Genomic DNA, 23,349 nt, shown 5'->3' on the forward strand with positions numbered 1-23,349 from the left:
GATTGCTGTGCGACTGCGACTGATCGCCGTCGGTTCACGCATGCCCAAGTGGGTGGAAGAAGGCTGGCATGAATATGCCAAGCGTCTTCCGTCCGAGCTGGCGCTGGAACTGGTGGAAATTCCGCTCAATACCCGTGGCAAGAACGCCGACGTGGCCCGTTTCATCCGTCAGGAAGGCGAAGCCATGCTGGCCAAGGTCGGGCCGAACGAGCGGATCGTCACGCTGGAAGTCCACGGCAAGCCCTGGAGTACCGAGCAGCTGGCGGTCGAACTCGACCGTTGGCGGCTGGATTCGCGCACGGTCAACTTCATGGTCGGCGGCCCCGAAGGGCTGGCGCCGGAAGTCTGCGCCCGCGCCGATCAGCGCTGGTCGTTGTCGCCGTTGACCTTGCCGCACCCGCTGGTGCGGATCCTGATCGGCGAACAGCTGTACCGTGCCTGGACCGTGCTGTCCGGTCACCCTTACCACAAGTAGTCCTGCCCTCATGTCTCAGCCGATCCGCATCAAGGACCACGAAAAGGACGCCCGCCTGGTGCGTAGCCGCGTCGTGTTCGGGGCCATTGCGGTCATGCTGTTGATCTGCGTATTGATTGCGCGGCTGTACTACTTGCAGGTGATCCAGTACGAGTACCACTCGACGCTCTCGGAAAACAATCGCGTCCACGTGCAGCCGATTCCGCCGACCCGCGGCTTGATCTTCGACCGCAACGGCGTGGTGGTGGCGGACAACCGCCCGAGCTTCAGCCTGAGCATGACCCGCGAGCGTTCCGGCGACTGGCAGCAAGTGCTCGACGTGATCGTCGAAGTGCTGCAGTTGACGCCCGAGGACCGGGTGATCTTCGAGAAGCGCATGCGTCAGGGGCGCCGGCCGTTCGAGCCGGTGCCGATCCTGTTCGAGCTGACCGAAGAGCAGATCGCCCGGATCGCGGTGAACCAGTTCCGCCTGCCAGGGGTGGAAGTGGTCGCGCAGCTGGTGCGCCACTACCCGCAGGGCGCGCACTTTGCGCACTCGGTGGGTTACATGGGGCGCATCAATGAGAAAGAGCTGAAGACCCTCGACCCGGTCAATTACAGCGGCACTCACCACATCGGCAAGACCGGCATCGAGCGTTTTTACGAGCCGGAATTGCACGGCCAGGTGGGTTACGAGGAAGTCGAGACCAACGCCCGAGGCCGCGTATTACGCGTGCTCAAGCGTACCGATCCGATTCCCGGCAAGGACATCGTCCTGAGCCTGGACATCAAACTGCAGGAAGCGGCCGAGGCCGCGCTGGGCGGGCGCCGTGGCGCGGTGGTTGCGCTCGATCCGAACACCGGTGAAGTGCTGGCGATGGTCAGTCAGCCGAGTTTCGACCCGAACCTCTTCGTCACCGGCATCAGCTTCAAGGCCTATGCCGAGCTGCGCGATTCCATCGACCGCCCGCTGTTCAACCGGGTGCTGCGCGGTCTGTACCCGCCGGGTTCGACGATCAAGCCAGCGGTGGCGATTGCCGGTCTCGATGCCGGTGTGGTGACAGCGTCGAGCCGGGTGTTTGACCCCGGTTATTACATGCTGCCCAACTACGATCACAAGTACCGCAACTGGAATCGCACCGGTGACGGTTTCGTCGATCTCGACACGGCGATCATGCGTTCCAACGACACCTACTTCTACGACCTGGCGCACAAGCTGGGCATCGATCGGTTGTCGGCCTACCTGAACAAGTTCGGCATCGGCCAGAAGGTCTCGCTGGACATGTTCGAAGAATCCCCCGGCCTGATGCCGTCCCGCGAGTGGAAACGCGCGACGCGCAAACAGGCGTGGTTCCCGGGCGAAACCCTGATTCTGGGGATCGGCCAGGGCTACATGCAGTCCACCCCGTTGCAACTGGCGCAGGCTACGGCGCTGGTGGCCAACAAAGGCATCTGGAACCGGCCGCACCTGGCCAGGACCATCGAAGGCGCCAAACCGGTAGACGAAAACCCGATGCCGGATATTGTCCTGCGCGACCCGTCGGACTGGACCAAGGTCAACCACGGCATGCAGCAGGTTATGCACGGCGCCCGGGGTACGGCGCGCAAGGCGGCGATCGGTGCGCAATACCGCATCGCCGGCAAGTCCGGTACCGCTCAGGTGGTCGCGATCAAACAAGGTGAGAAATACGACCGCTCCAAGGTTCAGGAGCGCCACCGTGACCACGCCTTGTTCGTCGGTTTCGCCCCGGCCGACAACCCGAAAATCGTGGTCTCGGTGATGGTCGAGAACGGTGAGTCCGGCTCGGGTGTCGCCGCGCCAGTGGTGCGTCAGGTCATGGATGCCTGGCTTCTGGACCAGGATGGTCGGTTGAAGGCCGAATACGCCGGTCCTATCAGTGCGGAGGCTACGGCCCGTGATGAATAATTTTGATCGCATGCTCTCCAGCGAGGATGTGATGCGTCGCCGCGCGACGCTGCTGCAACGTCTGCATATCGATGGCCCGCTGTTGATCCTGCTGCTGATCCTCGCTGCGGGCAGTCTGTTCGTGCTGTATTCGGCCAGCGGCAAGAGCTGGGATCTGCTGGGCAAACAAGCCACTTCGTTCGGCATCGGCCTGGTGTCGATGATCGTCATCGCCCAGTTCGAACCGCGTTTCATGGCGCGCTGGGTGCCGCTCGGTTACGTGGTCGGCGTGGTGCTGCTGATGGTGGTGGACATCATGGGCCACAACGCCATGGGCGCGACGCGCTGGATCAACATCCCCGGGGTGATCCGCTTCCAGCCCTCGGAATTCATGAAGATTTTGATGCCGGCGACGATTGCCTGGTATCTGTCCAAACGCACACTGCCGCCGCAGCTCAAGCATGTGGGCATCAGCCTGTTGCTGATCGGTGTGCCGTTCATTCTGATCGTGCGCCAGCCCGACCTCGGTACGTCGTTGCTGATTCTGGCCGGCGGCGCGTTCGTGCTGTTCATGGGCGGGCTGCGCTGGCGCTGGATCCTCAGCGTGCTGGCCGCCGCCGTACCGGTGGCGATCGCCATGTGGTTCTTCATCATGCACGACTACCAGAAGCAGCGGATCCTGACCTTCCTCGACCCGGAAAGCGATCCGCTCGGCACCGGCTGGAACATCATCCAGTCGAAAGCCGCGATCGGTTCCGGCGGTGTGTTCGGCAAGGGCTGGCTGCTGGGCACCCAGTCGCACCTGGACTTTTTGCCGGAAAGCCACACCGACTTCATCATCGCCGTCCTCGGCGAAGAGTTCGGTCTGGTGGGCATCTGCGCGCTGCTGCTGATCTATCTGCTGTTGATCGGTCGCGGGCTGGTGATTACCGCCCAGGCGCAGACGCTGTTCGGCAAACTGCTCGCCGGCGCGTTGACCATGACGTTTTTTGTTTATGTTTTCGTCAACATCGGTATGGTCAGTGGCCTGTTGCCGGTGGTGGGGGTGCCGTTGCCGTTCATTAGCTACGGAGGAACTTCGCTGGTGACACTGCTGTCAGCGTTTGGGGTTTTGATGTCGATTCATACGCATCGCAAGTGGATCGCACAGGTTTGAATAAGGTGAAGAGTTCAATGCAAGTCATGCGCAGCTGGGCGACTCGTTACGCGCCGTGGGTCGGCCTGGTCGGCATCCTTGGCAGCGCGCAGGAAGCGCTGGCCGGCGATTACGAAGGCTCGCCGCAGGTGGCCGAATTCGTCGGTGAAATGACCCGCGACTACGGTTTTGCCGGTGAGCAACTGATGGCGGTGTTTCGCGAGGCCCAGCGCAAACAGGCGATTCTCGACGCGATTTCCAAGCCCGCCGAGCGGGTCAAACAGTGGAAAGAATATCGCCCGATGTTCATCACCGACGCGCGCATCGCCCGTGGCGTGGACTTCTGGCGCCAGCACGAGGCCGTACTGGCCCGTGCCGAGCAGGAATACGGCGTGCCGGCACAAGTCATCGTGTCGATCATCGGCGTCGAGACCTTTTTCGGACGTAATACCGGCAATTACCGGGTGATTGATGCGTTGTCCACGCTCGGTTTCGACTATCCTCCCCGTGCCGAATTTTTCCGCAAGGAATTGCGTGAGTTCCTGCTGCTGGCCCGTGAAGAACAAGTTGATCCATTGACCCTCAAAGGCTCGTACGCCGGGGCGATGGGCCTGCCGCAATTCATGCCGAGCAGCTTTCGCGCCTACGCGGTGGATTTCGACGGTGACGGTCACATCAATATCTGGACCAATCCGGACGATGCGATCGGCAGCGTGGCCAGTTACTTCAAACGGCATGGCTGGGTCGCCGGGGAACCGGTGGTCAGCCGCGCCGATGTGCGCGGCGAGCAGGTCGACGACGGCCTGACCACCGGCATCGAGCCGACGAAGACGGTTGGAGAGTTGCGGGCGCTAGGCTGGTCAAGTCATGATGCGCTGCGCGATGATATGCCGGTTACTGCATTTCGCCTCGAAGGCGATAACGGCACTGAATACTGGATGGGCCTGAAGAATTTCTACGCGATCACGCGTTATAACCGCAGCGTGATGTACGCCATGGCCGTATATCAACTGTCTGAAGAGCTGGTAAAAGCACGGGGCGTCAAGTAATGCGGGCATTGCCTATCAATAAACCCCTGAAGCTGGTGGCTTTCGCTGCGTTGGCGGTGCTGGTCGCCAGCTGTTCGACCAGCCGCGCGCCGACCCAGAAGACCTCGTCCACCGCCGTGCGTGCGCAGCCGGGGCTGGACATCAACCGCGCCCACAAAGACGGCGCGCCTTGGTGGGATGTCGACGTTTCGCGGATCCCGGATGCCACGCCGACCCTGCACACCGGCCCGTACAAGGCCAACCCGTACACCGTGCTGGGCAAGACCTATTTCCCGTTGCAGGAATCCAAGACCTACGTCGCCTCGGGCACGGCGTCCTGGTACGGCACCAAGTTTCACGGGCAGAACACCGCCAACGGCGAAGTGTATGACCTGTACGGCATGAGTGCCGCCCACAAGACTCTGCCACTGCCAAGTTACGTTCGGGTGACCAACCTGGACAACAACAAGAGCGTGATCCTGCGGGTCAACGATCGCGGGCCGTTCTATTCGGACCGGATCATCGACTTGTCCTACGCGGCCGCGAAGAAGCTCGGTTATGCCGAAATCGGCACCGCGCGGGTCAAGGTCGAGGGCATCGATCCGCAGCAATGGTGGGCCGCGAAGGGCCGTCCGGCGCCTCTGATGCTCAACGAGCCGCAAGTCGCGCAGAATAGCGCCCCGGTGATCACGGCCTCGGCCGGTACCATCGAGCAGTGGACCCCGCCGCCGCAGCAACATGCCTCTGACACTGTACCTGTACAGATCAGCGCAAAAAAAAACGCTTCTGCACCAGCGTCTGGCCAGTATCTGCAGGTGGGCGCGTTCGCCAACCCGGACGCTGCAGAACTCCTGAGGTCGAAGCTCAGCGGGATGGTGAGCGCTCCGGTGTTCATCAGCTCGATCGTGCGCAATCAGCAGACCCTGCACCGGGTACGCCTGGGGCCGATCGGTTCGCCGGGTGAAATCGCCCAGGTGCAGAATAGCGTGCGCCTGGCCAACCTCGGTTCGCCGAGTGTGGTCACAGAGTAAGAAACGTAGCACTTGATTGACGGTTCACTTGCGGTTTTGGGGGGTGAACCAGGTTGTTGGCTCGTCGAAGAACAAAAGCCCGGCAAGGGTGACTGGAGTGAGCAACTGAACACGCGATGGCCCGTTAGAAGGCTGTCTGAATAGTTTTGCCCTCGGGCAAGTTTCCATTAGCGATTTCGAGAGACGGATGAACATCACCACCTTTGCCAAACGCCTGTGTCTGCTAGTCCCGCTGCTCCTCTCGCCAGCCGCCTTCGCGGCCGAGATGATGCCGTCGCCACCTCAACTGGCTGCAAAAGCCTACGTGCTCATGGACGCCAGCAGCGGCAACGTGCTGGTGGAGAACAACGGTGACCAGCGTCTGCCGCCAGCCAGCCTGACCAAACTGATGACCGCGTACATCGCTACGCTGGAAATTCGTCGTGGCCAGATCGGTGAAAACGACCCGGTGACCGTCAGCGAAAACGCCTGGCGTACCGGCGGTTCGCGGATGTTCATCAAAGTCGGCTCGCAAGTGACCGTCAGCGACCTGCTGCACGGCATCATCATCCAGTCCGGCAACGACGCCAGCGTGGCGCTGTCCGAGCACATCGCCGGCAGCGAAGACGCGTTCGCCGACCTGATGAACAAGACGGTCGCCGATCTGGGCATGACCAACTCCCACTTCATGAACCCGACCGGTCTGCCGAACCCTGAGCACTACTCGTCGGCTCACGACATGGCGATCCTGGCGCGCGCGATCATCCACGAAGACCCGGCTCACTACGCGATCTACTCGCAGAAAGAGTTCTTCTGGAACGGCATCAAGCAGCCGAACCGCAACCTGCTGCTGTGGCGCGACAAGACCGTTGACGGTCTGAAAACCGGTCACACCGACGAAGCCGGCTACTGCATGGTGTCCTCGGCTGTACGTGATGGCCAGCGTCTGATCGCCGTGGTGTTCGGCACCAACAGCGAAGTGGCTCGTGCTGCTGAAACCCAGAAGCTGCTGACCTACGGTTTTCGTTTCTTCGAAACCCAGACCTTCTACCAGAAGGGCACCGAACTGGCTCAGGCCCCGGTGTGGAAAGGCACCACCAGTCAAGTCAAGGCCGGCCTGGCTGAAGACCTGACCATGACCCTGCCAAAAGGCCAGCTGAAAAAGCTCGCTGCCAGCATGACCATGAACCCGCAACTGACCGCGCCAATCGCCAAGGGCGACGTGATCGGTAAAGTCGAAGTGAAACTGGACGACAAGGTGGTGCACAGCGCCGACTTGATCGCCCTGGACGCTGTCGAGGAGGGTGGTATCTTCCGTCGCATGTGGGATAGCATCCGTCTATTCTTCTACGGCTTGTTCAACTGATTGAGTGTTGACCTGCATGGCCCCGTTCCCATCCGGATCGGGGCCATGTGCGTTACCACGGCTTACGCTTACGAGGCCGTTACGCCATGACCGATACCGAAGTAAAGGTGCCAAAGATCGAATTCCCCCAGGTTGATTATCCGGTTAAGGTAATCAGCGATACGGGCGTCGGGCACAAAGACAAGATCATCGAGATCGTGAAGAAATTCGCGACCATCAACGATGAGCGTGTCGACGAACGCTCGAGCAGCAACGGCAAGTACACCACCATCCAGTTGCACATCGTCGCGACCGATCAGGATCAGCTGTACAACATCAACAGCGAACTGCGGGCGACCGGTTTCGTACACATGGTGTTGTGATGCCGGGCACGCTGGGCTTTCGCGAACTTGGCCAGATGGCTTACGAGCCGGTCTGGCATGCCATGCAACGCTTCACCAACGAACGCGGCAGCGATGCCGCCGACGAAATCTGGCTGGTCGAGCACCCTCCGGTGTTCACCCAGGGCCAGGCCGGCAAGGCCGAACATTTGCTGCTGCCGGGGGATATCCCGGTGGTACAGGTCGATCGCGGCGGGCAGGTGACCTATCATGGCCCCGGCCAGCTGGTGGCCTACCTGTTGCTGGATGTACGCAAGCTGGGCTTTGGTGTGCGTGATCTGGTGACGCGCATGGAGCACTGCCTGATCGAATTGCTGGCCAGCTACGGCGTGACCGCTGTAGCCAAGCCAGATGCTCCCGGCGTCTACGTCGACGGAGCGAAAATCGCTTCTCTGGGTTTGCGGATTCGCCACGGTTGCTCCTTTCATGGCCTGGCCCTGAACGTGGATATGAACCTGGAGCCGTTTCGACGGATTAATCCCTGCGGCTATGCCGGGCTGGCGATGACCCAGCTGAGCGATCACGCAGGATCGATTGAATTTGCCGAGGTAAGTGCCCGGCTGCGCGCGCAGCTCGTCAAACACCTCGACTATGCTGAGCAGACGACCCTGACGGGCGGAATCGACTGATATGACTACTGATGCAGTGCAAACCATGATCCCGACGCTCGACGTGACCGAGCGCCCGGCCCCGCGTCCCAAGGTTGAAGCCGGCGTCAAGCTGCGCGGCGCCGAGAAGGTTGCACGCATTCCGGTCAAGATCATTCCGACCACCGAACTGCCGAAGAAACCTGACTGGATTCGTGTACGTATCCCGGTTTCGCCGGAAGTCGACCGGATCAAGAGTCTGCTGCGCAAGCACAAGCTGCACAGCGTCTGCGAAGAAGCGTCCTGCCCGAACCTCGGCGAGTGCTTCTCCGGCGGCACCGCGACCTTCATGATCATGGGCGACATCTGCACCCGTCGCTGCCCGTTCTGCGACGTTGGCCACGGCCGTCCGAAGCCACTGGACGTCAACGAGCCGGAAAGCCTGGCCATCGCCATTGCCGACCTGAAGCTCAAGTACGTGGTGATCACTTCGGTTGACCGCGACGATCTGCGTGACGGCGGTGCCCAGCACTTTGCCGACTGCATTCGCGAAATCCGCAAGCTGTCGCCGAACGTGCAGCTGGAAACCCTGGTCCCGGACTACCGTGGCCGCATGGACATCGCCCTGGAAATCACCGCCGCCGAGCCGCCGGATGTGTTCAACCACAACCTGGAAACCGTGCCGCGCCTGTACAAGGCTGCGCGTCCGGGTTCGGATTACCAGTGGTCGCTGACCCTGCTGCAACGCTTCAAGCAGATGATGCCGCACATCCCGACCAAATCCGGCCTGATGCTCGGCCTGGGCGAGACTGACGAAGAAGTCATCGAAGTCATGAAGCGCATGCGCGAGCACGACATCGACATGCTGACTCTCGGCCAGTACCTGCAACCGTCGCGCAGCCACTTGCCGGTGCAGCGTTTCGTGCACCCGGACACCTTCGCCTGGTTCGCCGAGGAAGGTTACAAGATGGGCTTCAAGAACGTTGCTTCCGGCCCGCTGGTACGTTCTTCGTATCACGCTGACGAGCAGGCGAAACTGGTCAAGGCCGAGCTGCTCGGTTCCTGATCCGGCGCTGATTGCCTCCAAAAATACCCGCCTCGGCGGGTATTTTTGTTTGGGCCTGCCGAGCACTCTTTTGTTTGTCTCTTTACCTGACTACTGTGTGTTCATGAATTCACAGGGAGACCCATGGATGACCGTTCGACCGACTCACACCCTTTTTCCGCATAAGCCTGTGCCGGCGCTGCCGTCCGAAGGGCAGATCGGCGTGATTGCTCCCGCCGGCCCCGGTGCACTGGACGCTGACAAGGCTGTGCAGTGGATGCGTGCCCGCGGCTATGCGCTGAAGGTGTTCCCCGGTGTCTACGAGAAGGACGGCTATCTGGCCGGCAGCGATGACGTGCGCCTCAACGACCTGCACGCCGCTTTCGTCGACCCTGAAGTCGACGCGATCATCTGCCTGCGCGGCGGCTACGGTACGCCGCGCCTGCTGGACCGGATCGATTACGACTTGCTGAGTCGTCACGCCAAGCCGTTTGTCGGCTACAGCGACATTACCGCACTGCATCTGGCGATCAGTCGCTACGCAGGGTTCGTGACCTTCCATGGCCCGCTGCTCAATGCCGACCTGCTGGGCGACAAGGAGCCACCTACCGTCACCTCATTCTTCGCCATGTTGCGCGGTCAGTTGAAGGCGGGGAGTGTGTTGAGCCATCCGGTGGCTTATCCATTGACCACGGTCGAACCCGGCATCGCTCACGGGCGCTTGCTTGGCGGTAATCTGGCGATGATTGCCTCGACGCTGGGTACGCCTTATGAAATTGATGTGGAAGGGGTGATTCTGCTGATCGAGGACGTCAACGAGCCGCTGTATCGGATCGACCGTTTGCTCACGCAGATGCGCCTGGCTGGCAAGCTGGCCAGATTGCGCGGTGTGCTGGTGGGGGATGTCGCCGGGGTGGATGTCGAGGCGTTGAATCGCTTGCTCAAGCAGACCTTCGAGCCGTTGCGGATTCCGGTGCTGTCGGGGTGGCGCAGTGGGCATTGTGATCCGAACCTGACGCTGCCGATGGGGGCGCTGGTTCGCTTGGATGCCGGGAAGAAGGAATTGATGTTGGAACAGGATGTAGTGATCAAACGCTAGGGTTTGGTTGCCAGTGAGTCAGTCTTCGCGAGCAAGCCCCCTCCCACATTTGATTCGTGTCGTACACAGAACCAATGTGGGAGCGGGCTTGCTCGCGAAGGCGGCTTCAGCCATACGACGATCTTTCTATTGGGAGCGCAGGCTCTCAAGCAGCTTATGCGTCGGATACCCGTCTGCCGGCCAGCCAAACGACTGCTGGGCACTGCGGATCGCCTTGCGGGTATTGGCGCCGATAATCCCGTCCGCCGTGCCCGCATCGTAATTACGCGCGCTCAGCAGGTTCTGCAATTCGATGCGTTCGGAACGGCTCAGTGGCAGATCGTCTTTCGGCCAGGTGCCGTTGATCAGGCCTGCGCCATTGAAGCGCTCGGACAACAGACTGACCGCCAGTGCATAGGACGACGAGTTGTTGTACTTGAGGATCGCCCGGAAGTTATCGAGGATCAGGAACGCTGGGCCACGGTAGCCGGCCGGCAGCAGCAGGGCGGCAGACAGCTGTTCCGAGCCGGCAGGGGCCTGACCGCCATTGGGCAGGATCACGCCCAGTTGACGCCATTCGGCAACGGTCTTGCGCATCGCGCCATCGGCCAGGGTGTAGTTGAAACCGCTCGGCAATTGCACCTCGAAGCCCCACGGCTGACCACGCTGCCAGCCTGAGCTTTGCAGGTAGTGCGCGGTGGAGGCCAGCGCATCGGCCGGGCTGCCCCAGATGTCGCGGCGACCGTCACCGTCGAAATCCACGGCGTGGGTGTTGTAGGTCGTCGGAATGAACTGGGTCTGGCCCATCGCACCCGCCCATGAGCCAAGCATCTTTTCTGGGGTGATGTCGCCCTGTTGCAGGATCTGCAGCGCCGCGATCAGTTGTGCATGAGCAAATGCGGGGCGACGGCCTTCGTAGGCCAGGGTCGCCAGCGAGTTGATCACCGATTTGGTGCCCTGGAACTGACCGAAGTTGCTTTCCATGCCCCATACCGACACCAGTGCCTGGCGATCCACGCCATAACGCTGTTCGATGCTTTGCAGGATGTCGGCGTACTGACTGATCAGCGCCTGCCCCTTGCGCACCCGCAGCGGCGACAGGGCGCCGTCGAGGTACTCCCATACCGGACGGGAAAATTCCGGCTGGCTGCGGTCTGCTTTGATCACGCTGGCATCGAAGCTGACATTGGCAAACGCGCGGTCGAACACATCTGCACGGATACCGGCTGCCAGCGCATCCTTGCGGAAACCTGCCTGCCATTCGGCAAAGGTCTGGGTTGGCTGCAAGTCGAGAGAGTCGGCGGACGGCACTACCGGCGGGATGATCGCTGGGGCCGTGACTGCAGGAACGGTCTGTAATGGTTGCGCATCGGCGGCGGTAGGTTTTTCCGCGCAGGCGACAAGCAGAATGAAGCTGGAGGCAGCGATCAGTTGGCGAACGGGCCAACGACGGGAAAGACTGAAGGGCATGCACAGTTCCAGGGGATACGAATCAGGTGCAGACCTTAACATGACCGGGGGGTACTGTGCTTCAGGCAGCCAGAAAGTAAGAAGCCTCCCAGCTATCAGACTGGAAGGCTTCGCGGCGGTAGCTGCCTTTGCCCTTGGTTGGTCGTTCCTGGCGGCTGCGGAACAGGGGTTGGGCGATGATGGATTTGGCCTTGTTCGGGCCATGTTTCGATGGCTTTTTGCTCATGATGGATCTCTCGGTGGGTGGGTGTTGCGGGGGAAATAATCTGCCGAAGCCGTGCGTCTGTCCAGTCTCTATTGCGTAGGAATATTCCGACGCCTTCGCGAGCAAGCCCGCTCCCACAGTCGATCGCATTCACATGATAGAACTCGGTCGACTGTGGGAGCGGGCTTGCTCGCGAAAGGGCGTTATGCGGTTGAACGTCTTACTCGGCGGGCAGTGAAAGACGCTGGCCGGACATCAACAACGCCAATCGGCTCAGGCTCATCCACGGCGAACCGGCGGCTTGCCCCTTGATCTGCGCATCGATGCGCTGGGCTTCGAGTAGCAACTGCGCCCAGCGTTGTGCCGAATAGCGTTGCAGGGCTTTGCTCATCAGCGGTTTGCGCTTGTCCCAGACCGGCGGTTTTGCCTGGCTGAAGCACTTGTCCAGTGGTGTGCCCTGGCTGTACTGCAGCGAGATATTGGCCAGCAGGCGCAACTCCCGCGCCAGCGCCCAGAGAATCACCGGAGGCTCGACACCCTCACCGCGCAGGCCTTCGAGCATGCGCAAGGCGTGGGCCGGTTCACCGTTGAGCACGGCGTCGGTCAGGCCGAACACGTCGAAGCGCGCACTGTCGGCCACCGCGGCCTGCACGGTTTCGACGGTGATCTGCCCACCTTCGGCCATCAGCTTGAGCTTTTCGATTTCCTGCGCGGCGGCGAGCAGGTTGCCCTCGACGCGCGCGGCGATCAGTTCAACCGCGTCCTGGCTGGCCGACAATCCGGCCTGCGAGAGGCGTTGGCGAATCCAGCTCGGCAGCTGATTGGCATCCACCGGCCAGATCTGAATGAACTGGGTTTGCTGGCCTTCGACCAGCGCCTTGCCCCACTTGGTCTTCTGCGCACTGCCATCGAGCTTTGGCAGACTGATCAGCAGCACAGTGTCTTCGGCGGGGCGCGAGCAGTATTCGATCAGCGCGGCAGCACCCTTGTCACCGGGTTTGCCCGAAGGCAAACGCAGCTCCAGCAGGCGCTTTTCAGCGAACAACGACATGCTGGCGCCGGCCTGCAGCAAGGTACCCCAATCGAAATTGGCATCGGCGGCGAACACCTGGCGTTCGTCGAAACCTTGCTGGCGGGCGGCGCTGCGGATGGCGTCGGCGGCCTCCTGGCACAACAGCGGGTCATCGCCGCTGATGATATAGACGGGCGCAAGAGCGCCTTGCAGGTGTTTGCCGAGTTGAGCGGGAGCGAGCTTCATAAGAGAGGGCGAACGGGGCGCCTTAGCGCCCCGTACGTCTTACTGCTGCGGCAGTTCGAGCGGCGACTGACGCGGCGTTTCCGCTTCAGCCTTCTGTGCCGCTTTCAGGGCATCGGCTTCAGCCCGGGCGCGATCGTTGGCCGCTTGCTGCAGTTTCTCCAGTTGACCCGGAGTCAGCTGTTGCAGGCGCAGCATCATGCGCTGAACCAGCTCGCGACGAGTTTCGTTGCGGGCGTCGTTGGCTTCCTGATCGGAGCCGACCAGGTTGTTGCCGTCGTGGATGAACACCTTCTGCACTTCAAGCTTGTCGCTCAGCAGGTTCAGATTGTGTTCGCCAACGATGTCGTAGTTCAGCACGGTGGTCACTTGATACTCACCTGTACGACCGGCGCCGGCATAGCTGAGGATGCGCTGGTTTTCCTGCTCGTCAGCCAGATACAGCTTGTACGGTGCACCGCTGTAGACCTTGACGCCGCTGGACTCCAGCACCTGACGCAGCTGGGTGACGGTGTCGCCATAGGCGTTGCGGGCGCTCAGGTCGAGTTCCTTGATTGCCAGTTCGGTGGTGCCAGTGCCACGCAGCTGGAAACCGCAGGCGCTCAGCAGAACAGCGAGGCCCATCACCAGCAGATTGCGTTTGATCATTGTGTTGCTCCCCTTGAAACCATGTGGGCCGACCCTGCGGCCCGAAAGGTTTTACAGTGCGTCAGGCGAACCTGACGCCCAATCCAATTTAGCTGGCGACGATGTTGACCAGTTTCCCCGGTACAACGATCACTTTGCGAATGGTCAGACCGTCGACGAAACGCAGCACGTTTTCGTTGGCGCGGGCTGCCGCTTCGACTTCCTCGCGAGTGGCGCTGGCCGGCATTTCGATCTGGCCACGCAGCTTGCCGTTCACTTGAATGACCAGTTGCAGGCTGTCCTGCACCAGAGCGCTTTCATCAACCGCTGGCCAGCCAGCATCGATCACCGGGTCAGCGTGGCCCAGTTGATTCCACAGCTCATGGCTGATGTGCGGCGTGATCGGAGCCAGCAGCAGCGTAACGGCTTCCAGGCCTTCGTGAATCAGTGCGCGATCCTGCTCGGTGCCTTGCGCGGCTTTTTCCAGCACGTTCATCAGCGTCATCACCTGAGCGATGGCGGTGTTGAATTTGTGGTTCTGGCCAACGTCGTGGCTGGCCTGCTTGATGGCCAGGTGGATGGCGCGGCGCACGGCTTTCTGCTCGTCGTTCAGGCCGGCGATGTCCATTTTGCCCGGCAGGCCCTGGGTGACGTGGGCCTGAGCCAGACGCCAGACGCGCTTGAGGAAACGGTGCGAGCCTTCCACGCCGGAGTCGGACCATTCGGCGCTCATGTCCGGCGGTGAAGCGAACATCATGAACAGGCGGCAGGTGTCGGCGCCGAACTGATCGATCATCGACTGTGGGTCGACGCCGTTGTTCTTGGACTTGGCCATTTTCTCGGTGCCACCGATTTCCACCGGCAGGCCGTCGGATTTCAGTTTGGCGCTGATGACCTTGGCCTTGCTGTCACGCTCGAGTTCCACGTCCGCCGGGTTGAACCAGGTGTAGGCACCGTTGGCTTCGCGACGGTAGTAAGTCTCGGCGATCACCATGCCCTGGGTCAGCAGGTTCTTGAACGGCTCGTTGGAGCTGACCAGGCCTTCGTCACGCATCAGCTTGTGGAAGAAACGCGCGTACAGCAGGTGAAGAATCGCGTGTTCGATACCGCCGATGTACTGATCCACCGGCAGCCAGTGGTCAGCCGCGGATTTTTCCACCAGGCCACCTTCGAAGTGCGGCGAAGCGTAGCGGGCGTAGTACCAGGACGACTCGACGAAGGTGTCCATGGTGTCGGTTTCACGCTTGGCAGGCTGGCCGCATTTCGGGCAGCTGCACTCGTAGAATTCCGGCATGCGCGCCAGCGGCGAACCGGCGCCGTCCGGCACCACGTCTTCCGGCAGAACCACCGGCAACTGGTCTTCCGGGACCGGCACGTCACCGCAAGTGGCGCAGTGGATGATCGGGATCGGGCAGCCCCAGTAGCGCTGACGGCTGATGCCCCAGTCGCGCAGGCGGAACTGGGTGCGCGAGGCACCGAGGTTTTTCTTGATCAGTGCAACTTCCATGGCATCGAACGCGCCAGCGAAGTCCAGACCGTCGAACTCGCCGGAGTTGATCAGCGTGCCGTGCTCGCCGTAGGCGTCTTGCCACGGAGCCGGGTTGGTGTCACCGGAGCTGGTGCGCACCACCGATTTGACCGGCAGGTTGTACTTGTGGGCGAATTCGAAATCGCGCTCGTCGTGCGCCGGAACCGCCATCACCGCGCCGTCGCCGTAGTGCATCAGCACGTAGTTGGCGACCCATACCGGGAGTTTTTCACCGGTCAGCGGATGCTCGACGAACAGGCCGGTCGGCAGGCCTTTCTTCTCTTGAGTGGCAACGTCGGCTTCAGCGACGCTGCCGCCCTTGCATTCGGCGATGAACGCTTGCAGCTCAGGATTGTTCTGCGCGGCCTGGGTGGCCAGCGGGTGTTCGGCTGCCACGGCAACGTAGGTTGCGCCCATCAGGGTGTCCGGACGGGTGGTGAAGACCTTGAGGGTGCCTGCTTCGCCGATCGAGTCGACGTTGTACGGGAACTGCACTTCCATGCCGCGGGACTTGCCGATCCAGTTGCGCTGCATGGTCTTGACCTGTTCCGGCCAGCCAGTCAGTTCGTCGAGGCTCTCCAGCAGCTCATCCGCGTAGGCGGTGATCTTGAAGTAGTACATCGGGATTTCGCGCTTTTCGATCAGCGCGCCGGAACGCCAGCCGCGGCCGTCGATCACCTGTTCGTTGGCCAGAACGGTCTGGTCGACCGGGTCCCAGTTCACGGTGCCGTTCTTGCGGTAGATCACACCTTTTTCGAACAGGCGGGTGAACAGCCATTGTTCCCAACGGTAGTAATCCGGTTTGCAGGTGGTCACTTCACGGGACCAGTCCACCGCCAGACCCAGGCTGCGCAGCTGGGACTTCATGTAGGCGATGTTTTCGTAGGTCCACTTGGCGGGTGCCACGTTGTTCTTCATCGCGGCGTTTTCTGCCGGCATGCCGAAGGCGTCCCAACCCATCGGTTGCAGAACGTTCTTGCCTTGCATGCGCTGGTAGCGGGAGATCACGTCGCCGATGGTGTAGTTGCGCACGTGCCCCATGTGTAGCTTGCCGCTGGGGTAAGGGAACATCGACAGGCAGTAGTAGGTCTCCTTGCCTGGCTGTTCACTGACTTCAAAGGACTTTTGCTCGTCCCAGAACGACTGGGCGGCGGCTTCGATTTCACGGGGCTGATATTGTTCGTGCATGGCTACTTTTGTACTGGATAGGGGTGGCCTAATCCTCTTCAACGCGCCCTCCGGGGATGCTCCGGACAAGCTGGAAGTGGAATTACAGGAAGCGCCGTAGCATACATGACCGCGCTTGGCCTAGGGAAACCCTGATTACAGCTGTCTGGCCCCGGAAAACCGTGGCGAGGGCCGTTGGTCGCGGCGTTCAGCCGGTTTGTGCAGCGAAGCTAAGCTCTTATTGGGGAGTGAGTCTTATCTTCAATGAGGTGAGGGATGGTGGAGCAACGGCAAAAAAACGTGACGAAACCCGAGTTGTACGAACGGTTGATGGATCGTCTGGGCATGGCCCTCGACGCTGCCAAAACCGCTGGCCGGCTGCGCGACGAGCGCCCCCTGGAACTGGAATTGCGTGGCTTGAGCCCCGCCGAGTTCAAACTGGTCAAGGCCTACCTGGATCGCTGTGAACGTGAAACGCATGGAAGCTTGTCTCAGGCAGTGAAGCAGCTCGATGCACCACAATCGGCCAAGGTCATCTGGCTCAAGGACAAGGCGCCCGGCAAAGACACCATCAAGGTTCGCTCTTTGCAGGCCAAGTAAGCGCAAGGCAGCAGGAAACGGATCTTTTTCAACAGGATCCGACCCTATCGGTTGTAACGCTCTATTAACACTCTTAGGCTTCGGGCATCTCTGGAGATGCCCCGATGCCTTTTCGTTACTTCATCAAACAACTTTTATTGCCGCCCGGCATTCTTTTGCTGCTGTTGTTGGTCGCCTGGTGGCTGCGCCGCTCCCGACCGCGGCTGGCCGCTGCGTGTTTCGCCATTGGCCTGGGTGGGTTCTGGCTGATGAGCCTGCCAGTGGTGGTGCAGTGGGGCGCCAAGGCGCTGGAGCGTGAGCCGCCGCTGCCCCGTGACGCGTGGTCGATGCTGGCGCAGCGGGCTGACGCCATCGTGGTATTGGGTTCCGGGCGTGAGCGCGGCGATCTGGCCTGGGGCGAGGATCAGCCGACCGGCGTTGGACTGGAGCGGCAGCGCTACGCCGCGCGGCTGGCCAAGGCGTCCGGCTTGCCGATCCTGACCAGTGGTGGTTTGCATTACGGCACACCGCCGACGGAAGCGAAGCTGATGGCCGATTCGCTACGCGATGATTTCGGCGTGACAACGCGTTGGCAGGAAGGCGAGAGTCGTACCACATGGGAGAACGCCAAATTCAGCGCCGATATGTTGCTGCCACAGGGGATCAAACGCGTCGTGGTGGTGACCCAGGCCTGGCATATGCCGCGCGCCGTCTGGTGTTTTCAGCAGGCAGGGTTTGAAGTGGTGCCGGCACCCGTAGGGTTTCTCGGGACCGACAATGCACGACCGTTTGGTGGCTGGCTGCCGGAGTTCAAGTCGATCTGGCAGAGCGGACAGTTGCTGAATGAGGCGGTGGGGCAGGTGGGGTATTCGCTTTTTTACCGCTGAATCACTCAGTGGCAGTGAGGCCTTTTGTGGCGAGGGAGCTTGCTCCCGCTGGCCTGCGCAGCAGGCCTGATCCAGGTAAACGCACTGTCTTAGACAGATCGCGTGCGCTGGATTTACGACTGCTTCGCAGCCGAGCGGGAGCAAGCTCCCTCGCCACAGGTCAGTGACCTGCTTTTAAAGGGTTTTCGACATCCGGCTCGCCATCAGTGCCCAGCCAAACAGCAGGACGCACAGAATTATCAGCGGCCACGAACGCCATTCAAGGTACGGCGTCAGGTTGTGCATCGGCACCACTTCGCCATACAGAATGCCCTGCTCGAACTGCGGGATCTGCTCGGTGATCTGCCCGAACGGGTTGATCAGTCCGGTCACGCCGTTGTTCGTAGCACGGATCATCCAGCGGCCCGCCTCAAGTGCGCGCATCTGGGCCATTTGCAGGTGCTGCAACGGGCCGATCGAGGTGCCGAACCAGGTGTCGTTGCTGATCGTCAGCAGCAGATCGCTGCGTGCCGACAAACCGGCGGCGAACTCCGGGTACACCACTTCGTAACAGATGAACGGCGCGATCTGATAACCCTTGGCCTGCAGCAACGGCTGATCCGCCGGGCCGCGAGCGAAGTCGGACATCGGCAAATCAAAGAACGCAATCAAACCGCGCAACAGATCCTGCAGCGGCACGTACTCACCGAACGGCACCAGTTTCTGTTTGAGATAGGTGCCATCGCCTTCGCCGACCACGGTGATGCCGTTAAAGAAGCGTTTTTCGTGGCGCACCGTCTCGCGGATCGGCACGCCGGTGATCAGTGCTGACTTACGCTCGGCGGCGAAGTTGCCCATCATGTTCAGGTAGCCCTCGGCGGACTCCTTGAGCACGGGTACCGCGGTTTCCGGCCAGATCAGCAGGTCCACCGGTTTGGAGCGGAAACTCAGGTCGCGGTACAGCGCCAGTTGCGCGTTGAGCTGCGCCGGGTCCCATTTCATGCTTTGTTCGACGTTGCCCTGAATCGCCGCGACAGTCAGCGGTGCACCGGCTGGACTGGTCCAGGCGTGGCCCTTGAGCGCGATGCCCGCCACCCAAGGCCCGACCAGCAACACCAAACCGGCCGCGATAAAACCTTTGCGACCGGATTGCAGCAGACGCGGTGCGTTGTAGATCAGCGCGGCAGTCAGTGCCAGAACGAAGGACACCAGCCACATGCCACCGACCGGCGCGAGCCCGGCCAATGGGCCGTCGAGCTGGCTGTAACCGGAGTAGAGCCACGGGAAACCGGTGAGGAACCAGCCGCGAAAGGCCTCCTGACCGACCCACAGTGCAGCAAACGCCAGCGCATCGGCCAACGGTGCCTCGTTGCGGCGCAACCAGCGCGCCCAGACCCACGCGGGCAGGGCGAAGAACAGCGCGATCGCTGCGGTGAACAGCAGCATCAGGAACCCGGCCAGCAGCACCGAGGCGCCACCGAAGTGGTGAATGCTGTAGTAGATCCAACTGGTGCCGGCGCCGAACAGGCCGAAACCGAAACACCAGCCACGGCCCAGTGCCTGACGCGGTTTCAGCTCGCGCAGGCCGGCATAGAACAGGCCGACCGCCAGCAAGGCCAACGGCCAGATGTTGAACGGGGCCAGGGCGAAGGTGGTGATTGCACCGGCCGCCACGGCCAACAGGTTACCGGGCCAGCCGGGGCGGGTTGTCCAGCGCATTTCAGTCCTTAGATTTAACGAGCGATTGGCGTCAGTCGCAGCAAATGAATCCGACGGCTGTCGGCGTTCAGGATGCGGAAGCGATAGGCGCCGATTTCAGTGATTTCGTTGCGTTTTGGCAAGTGCCCGAACGCGCTCATCACCAGACCACCGACGGTGTCGAACTCGTCGTCGGAGAATTCGCTGTCGAAGAACTCGTTGAAGTTCTCGATCGGCGTCAGGGCCTTGATCAGGAAGTCACCGCTGGGCAGTGGTTTGATGTAGCTGTCTTCTTCGACGTCGTGCTCGTCTTCGATGTCGCCGACGATCTGCTCCAGCACGTCTTCAATCGTCACCAGACCGGCCACGCCGCCGTACTCGTCGATGACGATGGCCATGTGGTTGTGGTTGGCGCGGAATTCACGCAGCAACACGTTCAGACGCTTGGACTCCGGCACGAACGTGGCCGGGCGCAGCAGGTCCTTGATGTTGAAGCTGTCGCCGTTCTCCTTGAGGATCAGCGGCAGCAGATCCTTGGCCAGCAGCACGCCCATCACGTCGTCGTGGCTTTCGCCGATGACCGGGTAGCGCGAGTGGGCCGAGTCGAGCACGGCAGGCAGGAATTCACGAGGGGTCTGGGTCGCCTTGATGCTGATCATCTGTGAGCGCGGGACCATGATGTCGCGTACTTGCAGGTCAGCCACCTGAATGGCGCCTTCGACGATGGCCAGCGCTTCGCTGTCCAGCAGTTTGTTCTGATGTGCATCACGCAGCAGCTCAAGCAGCTCCTGACGGTTCTTCGGCTCGTGGGCAAAAGCCTGGGTCAGTTTACCCAGCCATGACTTCTGCCCGTTGCTCGATCGATCTTCGCTCATAGCGATTACTCTGAATCCTTTGTTGTAACGATAGGGGAGGTTTCGGCTTCGTCGTCCGCGTACGGATCGGGATAGCCCAGTTCGGCAAGCAACTCGCGTTCCAGTGCTTCCATTTCTTCGGCTTCGTCGTCATCTATATGGTCGTAACCGAGCAGATGCAAGCAGCCGTGAATGACTAGATGTGCCCAATGGGCCTGGAGTTCCTTGCCTTGTTCGGCAGCTTCGCGTTCGACCACAGCCACGCAGATCACCAGATCGCCGAGCAGCGGGATGTCGAGAAACTCGTCCGGGACTTCGGCCGGGAACGACAGGACGTTGGTTGCGTAATCCTTGTGGCGCCAGGTGTGATTGAGTTCGCGACCTTCTTCCTCGTCGACCAGGCGAATGGTCATTTCCGAGTCGGCGGTGCGCTGGCGCAGGGCCAGTTCGCACCATTTGCGGAAGTCGGCTTCACTCGGGGCGTTCGCTTCGGTAGCGATTTGCAGATCCAGCTCAAGCATCGCGCGAGGTTTCCTTGGCGGCTTCGGCACGGGTCTCGAAGCGCTCGTAGGCCTCGACGATCCGTTGCACCAACGGGTGACGCACAACGTCTTTGGGCTGGAAATGGGTGAAGCTGATACCCGGAACGTCCTTGAGCACTTCGATCACATGGTGCAGCCCGGACTTGGTGCCGCGCGGCAGGTCGACCTGGGTGATGTCGCCGGTGATGACGGCGGTTGAGCCAAAGCCGATCCGGGTCAGGAACATCTTCATCTGTTCGACGGTGGTGTTCTGGCTTTCGTCGAGAATGATGAAGCTGTTGTTCAGCGTCCGACCGCGCATGTAGGCCAGCGGCGCGACTTCGATCACCTGACGTTCGATCAGCTTGGCCACGTATTCGAAGCCGAGCATTTCGTACAGCGCGTCGTACAGCGGGCGCAGGTACGGGTCGATCTTCTGGCTCAGGTCGCCGGGCAGGAAGCCGAGTTTTTCACCCGCTTCAACCGCCGGACGCACCAGCAGGATGCGGCGGATCTGCTCGCGCTCCAGGGCATCAACGGCGCAAGCCACGGCCAGATAGGTCTTGCCGGTACCGGCCGGACCGATGCCGAAGTTGATGTCGTTGCCGAGGATTTCCTTCACGTAGCGCAGCTGATTCAAGCCACGTGGGCGAATCATGCCTTTCTTGGTGCGCAGGGCGACGGAGGCTTCGGCGGGGGCGTGGTTGTCCAGTTCGACGACGGCCGATTCCTGGAGGAACAGGTGCACCATGTCCGGCGACAGCTCGGTACCCTTGGTTTCCCGGTACAGGCGGCGCAGCAGGTTTTCCGCAGACGTGGTGTGCTTGGGGTCGCCGATCAGTTCGAACTGGTTTCCGCGATTGCGGATCTCGATGGCCAGGCGTTGTTCGATCAAGCGCAGGTGCTCGTCGAATTGCCCGCACAGATTGGCGAAGCGGCGAGCCTCAAAGGGCTCGAGGATAAAACGATGTGGTTCTATGGGTGCGTTCAAGGTCGTATTTAGCCGCCCTGGGGCAATTAAGATGAAATCAAGGATAACGCCAGTGGCGTGGGTGCGAAAGCTCTTAAAACGGTCTCACTGGATAACTGTGGCGAGGGAGCTTGCTCCCGCTGGAGTGCGCAGCGCTCCCAAGTCCTCCAGCCTCGATCATTCAGGATGATCGAGGTGTCTGGTTTGCGGCTGCTTCGCAACCGAGCGGGAGCAAGCTCCCTCGCCACAGAGGCACTTTGACGCCTTACGTTTACTGGATCAGCGAGCCGCGCAGCGAGTGCGGTTGCGCCGCGTCGATGTGCACGTCGGCGAACTGGCCGATCAGGGTCGGATTATCGCAGCGGAAGTTGACGATACGATTATTCTCGGTGCGCCCTTGCAGCTCGCCCGGGTCCTTCTTCGAATAGTCGGTGACCAGAATGCGCTGGATCGAGCCGACCATTTGTCGGCTTATCTCGAACCCTTGCTGATTCAAGCGATGCTGCAAGGCGTTCAGGCGTTCTTTTTTCAGTTCTTCCGGGGTGTCATCGGCCAGATCGGCCGCCGGGGTGCCCGGGCGCTGGCTGTAGACGAAGGAATAGGAGAAGTCGAAACCGACGTCGGCAATCAGCTTCATGGTCTGCTCGAAATCTTTTTCGGTCTCGCCGGGGAAGCCGACGATGAAGTCCGAGCTGATGCAGATCCCCGGCACCGCAGCGCGCAGTTTGCGCAGTTTGGACTTGTACTCCAGCGCCGTGTGGTTGCGCTTCATCGCCGCGAGGATCCGGTCCGAGCCTGACTGCACCGGCAAGTGCAGGTGTTTGACCAGCTCCGGCACTTCGGCATGGGCCTGGATCAGGCTGTCGGAGAACTCCAGCGGGTGCGAAGTGGTGTAGCGAATGCGGTCGATGCCATCAACGGCAGCGACCACACGGATCAGCTCGGCCAGATCGGCCAGGCGCCCGTCGTGGGTCAGGCCGCGATAGCCGTTGACGTTCTGCCCGAGCAAGGTCACTTCACGCACGCCGTTTTCCGCGAGGTGGATGATCTCGGCAATCACGTCATCGAACGGCCGGCTGACTTCTTCGCCACGGGTGTAGGGCACCACGCAGAACGTGCAGTACTTGCTGCAACCTTCCATCACCGACACGTAGGCGCTCGGGCCATCGATGCGCGGCTCGGGCAGGTGGTCGAATTTTTCGATTTCCGGGAACGACACGTCGACCTGTGGCAGCTTGCTGCTGCGTGCCGCGTCGATCATTTCCGGCAGGCGGTGCAGGGTCTGCGGGCCGAAGACCACGTCGACGTACGGCGCGCGATCACGGATCGCCGCGCCTTCCTGGCTGGCCACGCAACCGCCGACGGCGATCACCATGTCCGGATTGGCCAGTTTCAGTTCACGCCAGCGGCCGAGCTGCGAGTACACCCGATCCTGGGCGCGTTCGCGGATCGAGCAGGTGTTGAGCAGAATCACGTCGGCGTCTTCCGCACGCGCGGTGACTTCCAGGGCCTGATGTTCGCCCAGCAGATCGACCATGCGCGAGCTGTCGTACTCGTTCATCTGGCAACCGTGGGTTTCGATGTAAAGCTTCTTGGCCATGGAGTAGGGTCGTCACGTGA

General features: G+C 61.2%; 22 protein-coding genes. 12 read left to right on the forward strand and 10 right to left on the reverse strand.

Going from position 1 to position 23,349, the window contains the following annotated elements; genetic code table 11:
• Nucleotides 1–7: 7 nt before the first annotated feature.
• From rlmH to JFU48_RS10880, 10 genes are all read left to right on the forward strand, one after another.
• Nucleotides 8–475, forward strand: a complete 468-nt coding sequence (gene rlmH, locus JFU48_RS10835; protein WP_003185785.1) for a 23S rRNA (pseudouridine(1915)-N(3))-methyltransferase RlmH — start codon at nt 8–10, stop codon at nt 473–475.
• Nucleotides 476–485: 10 nt separating this feature from the next.
• On the forward strand, nt 486–2,381 hold the full coding sequence (mrdA, locus tag JFU48_RS10840) for a penicillin-binding protein 2 (protein ID WP_201136489.1): 1,896 nt from the start codon (nt 486–488) through the stop codon (nt 2,379–2,381).
• Nucleotides 2,382–2,412: 31 nt separating this feature from the next.
• Nucleotides 2,413–3,516: a rod shape-determining protein RodA gene (gene rodA / locus JFU48_RS10845; protein ID WP_049827977.1), complete on the forward strand. Its 1,104-nt coding sequence runs from the start codon at nt 2,413–2,415 to the stop codon at nt 3,514–3,516.
• A 17-nt stretch (nt 3,517–3,533) separates the two neighbouring features.
• Entirely contained in the window at nt 3,534–4,544 is a 1,011-nt protein-coding gene (gene mltB / locus JFU48_RS10850; protein WP_201136490.1) for a lytic murein transglycosylase B, read from the forward strand.
• A complete protein-coding gene (locus JFU48_RS10855) occupies nt 4,544–5,554 on the forward strand; it encodes a septal ring lytic transglycosylase RlpA family protein (protein WP_007960588.1) in 1,011 nt (336 codons plus the stop codon). The genes mltB and JFU48_RS10855 overlap by 1 nt, the downstream gene beginning before the upstream one ends.
• Nucleotides 5,555–5,741: 187 nt before the next feature.
• Nucleotides 5,742–6,899, forward strand: a complete 1,158-nt coding sequence (locus tag JFU48_RS10860; protein WP_003228546.1) for a D-alanyl-D-alanine carboxypeptidase family protein — start codon at nt 5,742–5,744, stop codon at nt 6,897–6,899.
• A gap of 86 nt (nt 6,900–6,985) precedes the next feature.
• Nucleotides 6,986–7,261, forward strand: coding sequence for a DUF493 domain-containing protein (locus JFU48_RS10865; protein ID WP_201136491.1), 276 nt, complete (start codon nt 6,986–6,988; stop codon nt 7,259–7,261).
• Nucleotides 7,261–7,908 (forward strand): lipoyl(octanoyl) transferase LipB, encoded by a 648-nt coding sequence (lipB, locus tag JFU48_RS10870; RefSeq protein ID WP_003228543.1) that lies wholly within the window; start codon nt 7,261–7,263, stop codon nt 7,906–7,908. The genes JFU48_RS10865 and lipB overlap by 1 nt, the downstream gene beginning before the upstream one ends.
• Nucleotides 7,909–7,933: 25 nt before the next feature.
• Nucleotides 7,934–8,932: a lipoyl synthase gene (gene lipA, locus JFU48_RS10875; protein ID WP_160768663.1), complete on the forward strand. Its 999-nt coding sequence runs from the start codon at nt 7,934–7,936 to the stop codon at nt 8,930–8,932.
• A 127-nt stretch (nt 8,933–9,059) separates the two neighbouring features.
• Nucleotides 9,060–10,010 carry a S66 peptidase family protein gene (locus tag JFU48_RS10880; RefSeq protein WP_201136492.1) on the forward strand — a complete coding sequence of 317 codons (951 nt, stop codon included), beginning with the start codon at nt 9,060–9,062 and terminating at the stop codon, nt 10,008–10,010.
• Between the two features lie 126 nt (nt 10,011–10,136).
• On the opposite strand, the gene JFU48_RS10885 is transcribed toward JFU48_RS10880, so the two are convergent.
• The 5 genes from JFU48_RS10885 to leuS form a co-directional block, all read right to left on the reverse strand.
• Nucleotides 10,137–11,459: a lytic murein transglycosylase gene (locus JFU48_RS10885; protein ID WP_003228538.1), complete on the reverse strand. Its 1,323-nt coding sequence runs from the start codon at nt 11,457–11,459 to the stop codon at nt 10,137–10,139.
• A gap of 61 nt (nt 11,460–11,520) precedes the next feature.
• Nucleotides 11,521–11,685 carry an alternative ribosome rescue factor ArfA gene (gene arfA, locus JFU48_RS10890; protein ID WP_003228536.1) on the reverse strand — a complete coding sequence of 55 codons (165 nt, stop codon included), beginning with the start codon at nt 11,683–11,685 and terminating at the stop codon, nt 11,521–11,523.
• A 199-nt stretch (nt 11,686–11,884) separates the two neighbouring features.
• Entirely contained in the window at nt 11,885–12,922 is a 1,038-nt protein-coding gene (holA, locus tag JFU48_RS10895) for a DNA polymerase III subunit delta (RefSeq protein ID WP_003228535.1), read from the reverse strand.
• A 39-nt stretch (nt 12,923–12,961) separates the two neighbouring features.
• Nucleotides 12,962–13,567 carry an LPS-assembly lipoprotein LptE gene (locus tag JFU48_RS10900; protein ID WP_201136493.1) on the reverse strand — a complete coding sequence of 202 codons (606 nt, stop codon included), beginning with the start codon at nt 13,565–13,567 and terminating at the stop codon, nt 12,962–12,964.
• An 88-nt stretch (nt 13,568–13,655) separates the two neighbouring features.
• A complete protein-coding gene (gene leuS / locus JFU48_RS10905; protein WP_201136494.1) occupies nt 13,656–16,262 on the reverse strand; it encodes a leucine--tRNA ligase in 2,607 nt (868 codons plus the stop codon).
• A gap of 255 nt (nt 16,263–16,517) precedes the next feature.
• On the opposite strand from leuS, the gene JFU48_RS10910 reads away from it, so the two are divergent.
• Complete coding sequence (locus tag JFU48_RS10910) at nt 16,518–16,841, forward strand: hypothetical protein (RefSeq protein WP_003228531.1); 324 nt, start codon at nt 16,518–16,520, stop codon at nt 16,839–16,841.
• A gap of 104 nt (nt 16,842–16,945) precedes the next feature.
• On the forward strand, nt 16,946–17,707 hold the full coding sequence (locus tag JFU48_RS10915) for a YdcF family protein (RefSeq protein WP_103486247.1): 762 nt from the start codon (nt 16,946–16,948) through the stop codon (nt 17,705–17,707).
• 174 nt (nt 17,708–17,881) lie between these two features.
• On the opposite strand, the gene lnt is transcribed toward JFU48_RS10915, so the two are convergent.
• The 5 genes from lnt to miaB all read right to left on the reverse strand — a co-directional run bounded on the left by lnt (nt 17,882) and on the right by miaB (nt 23,329).
• On the reverse strand, nt 17,882–19,405 hold the full coding sequence (gene lnt / locus JFU48_RS10920) for an apolipoprotein N-acyltransferase (protein ID WP_201136495.1): 1,524 nt from the start codon (nt 19,403–19,405) through the stop codon (nt 17,882–17,884).
• A 14-nt stretch (nt 19,406–19,419) separates the two neighbouring features.
• Nucleotides 19,420–20,259 (reverse strand): HlyC/CorC family transporter, encoded by an 840-nt coding sequence (locus tag JFU48_RS10925; RefSeq protein WP_003228526.1) that lies wholly within the window; start codon nt 20,257–20,259, stop codon nt 19,420–19,422.
• Between the two features lie 5 nt (nt 20,260–20,264).
• Complete coding sequence (gene ybeY / locus JFU48_RS10930; RefSeq protein WP_003228524.1) at nt 20,265–20,759, reverse strand: rRNA maturation RNase YbeY; 495 nt, start codon at nt 20,757–20,759, stop codon at nt 20,265–20,267.
• Nucleotides 20,752–21,750 (reverse strand): PhoH family protein, encoded by a 999-nt coding sequence (locus JFU48_RS10935; RefSeq protein ID WP_003228522.1) that lies wholly within the window; start codon nt 21,748–21,750, stop codon nt 20,752–20,754. Before JFU48_RS10935 ends, ybeY begins: the two co-directional genes overlap by 8 nt.
• A gap of 250 nt (nt 21,751–22,000) precedes the next feature.
• Nucleotides 22,001–23,329 carry a tRNA (N6-isopentenyl adenosine(37)-C2)-methylthiotransferase MiaB gene (gene miaB / locus JFU48_RS10940; protein WP_007960557.1) on the reverse strand — a complete coding sequence of 443 codons (1,329 nt, stop codon included), beginning with the start codon at nt 23,327–23,329 and terminating at the stop codon, nt 22,001–22,003.
• Nucleotides 23,330–23,349 lie beyond the last annotated feature (20 nt).

The organism is Pseudomonas sp. TH49 (assembly GCF_016650625.1).
GTDB classification, from domain to species: Bacteria; Pseudomonadota; Gammaproteobacteria; order Pseudomonadales; family Pseudomonadaceae; genus Aquipseudomonas; species Aquipseudomonas fluorescens_H.

Bases quoted from the DNA above. Each gene is read 5' to 3' on its own strand.
- holA (WP_003228535.1), bottom strand. From the start codon at position 12,922: ATGAAGCTCGCTCCCGCTCAACTCGGCAAACACCTGCAAGGCGCTCTT.
- JFU48_RS10860 (WP_003228546.1), top strand. From the start codon at position 5,742: ATGAACATCACCACCTTTGCCAAACGCCTGTGTCTGCTAGTCCCGCTG.
- miaB (WP_007960557.1), bottom strand. From the start codon at position 23,329: ATGGCCAAGAAGCTTTACATCGAAACCCACGGTTGCCAGATGAACGAG.
- JFU48_RS10925 (WP_003228526.1), bottom strand. From the start codon at position 20,259: ATGAGCGAAGATCGATCGAGCAACGGGCAGAAGTCATGGCTGGGTAAA.
- JFU48_RS10855 (WP_007960588.1), top strand. From the start codon at position 4,544: ATGCGGGCATTGCCTATCAATAAACCCCTGAAGCTGGTGGCTTTCGCT.
- JFU48_RS10910 (WP_003228531.1), top strand. From the start codon at position 16,518: ATGGTGGAGCAACGGCAAAAAAACGTGACGAAACCCGAGTTGTACGAA.
- mrdA (WP_201136489.1), top strand. From the start codon at position 486: ATGTCTCAGCCGATCCGCATCAAGGACCACGAAAAGGACGCCCGCCTG.
- arfA (WP_003228536.1), bottom strand. From the start codon at position 11,685: ATGAGCAAAAAGCCATCGAAACATGGCCCGAACAAGGCCAAATCCATC.
- JFU48_RS10915 (WP_103486247.1), top strand. From the start codon at position 16,946: ATGCCTTTTCGTTACTTCATCAAACAACTTTTATTGCCGCCCGGCATT.
- JFU48_RS10865 (WP_201136491.1), top strand. From the start codon at position 6,986: ATGACCGATACCGAAGTAAAGGTGCCAAAGATCGAATTCCCCCAGGTT.
- ybeY (WP_003228524.1), bottom strand. From the start codon at position 20,759: ATGCTTGAGCTGGATCTGCAAATCGCTACCGAAGCGAACGCCCCGAGT.
- JFU48_RS10885 (WP_003228538.1), bottom strand. From the start codon at position 11,459: ATGCCCTTCAGTCTTTCCCGTCGTTGGCCCGTTCGCCAACTGATCGCT.
- JFU48_RS10900 (WP_201136493.1), bottom strand. From the start codon at position 13,567: ATGATCAAACGCAATCTGCTGGTGATGGGCCTCGCTGTTCTGCTGAGC.
- JFU48_RS10880 (WP_201136492.1), top strand. From the start codon at position 9,060: ATGACCGTTCGACCGACTCACACCCTTTTTCCGCATAAGCCTGTGCCG.
- leuS (WP_201136494.1), bottom strand. From the start codon at position 16,262: ATGCACGAACAATATCAGCCCCGTGAAATCGAAGCCGCCGCCCAGTCG.
- lnt (WP_201136495.1), bottom strand. From the start codon at position 19,405: ATGCGCTGGACAACCCGCCCCGGCTGGCCCGGTAACCTGTTGGCCGTG.
- lipB (WP_003228543.1), top strand. From the start codon at position 7,261: ATGCCGGGCACGCTGGGCTTTCGCGAACTTGGCCAGATGGCTTACGAG.
- lipA (WP_160768663.1), top strand. From the start codon at position 7,934: ATGATCCCGACGCTCGACGTGACCGAGCGCCCGGCCCCGCGTCCCAAG.
- mltB (WP_201136490.1), top strand. From the start codon at position 3,534: ATGCAAGTCATGCGCAGCTGGGCGACTCGTTACGCGCCGTGGGTCGGC.
- rodA (WP_049827977.1), top strand. From the start codon at position 2,413: ATGCGTCGCCGCGCGACGCTGCTGCAACGTCTGCATATCGATGGCCCG.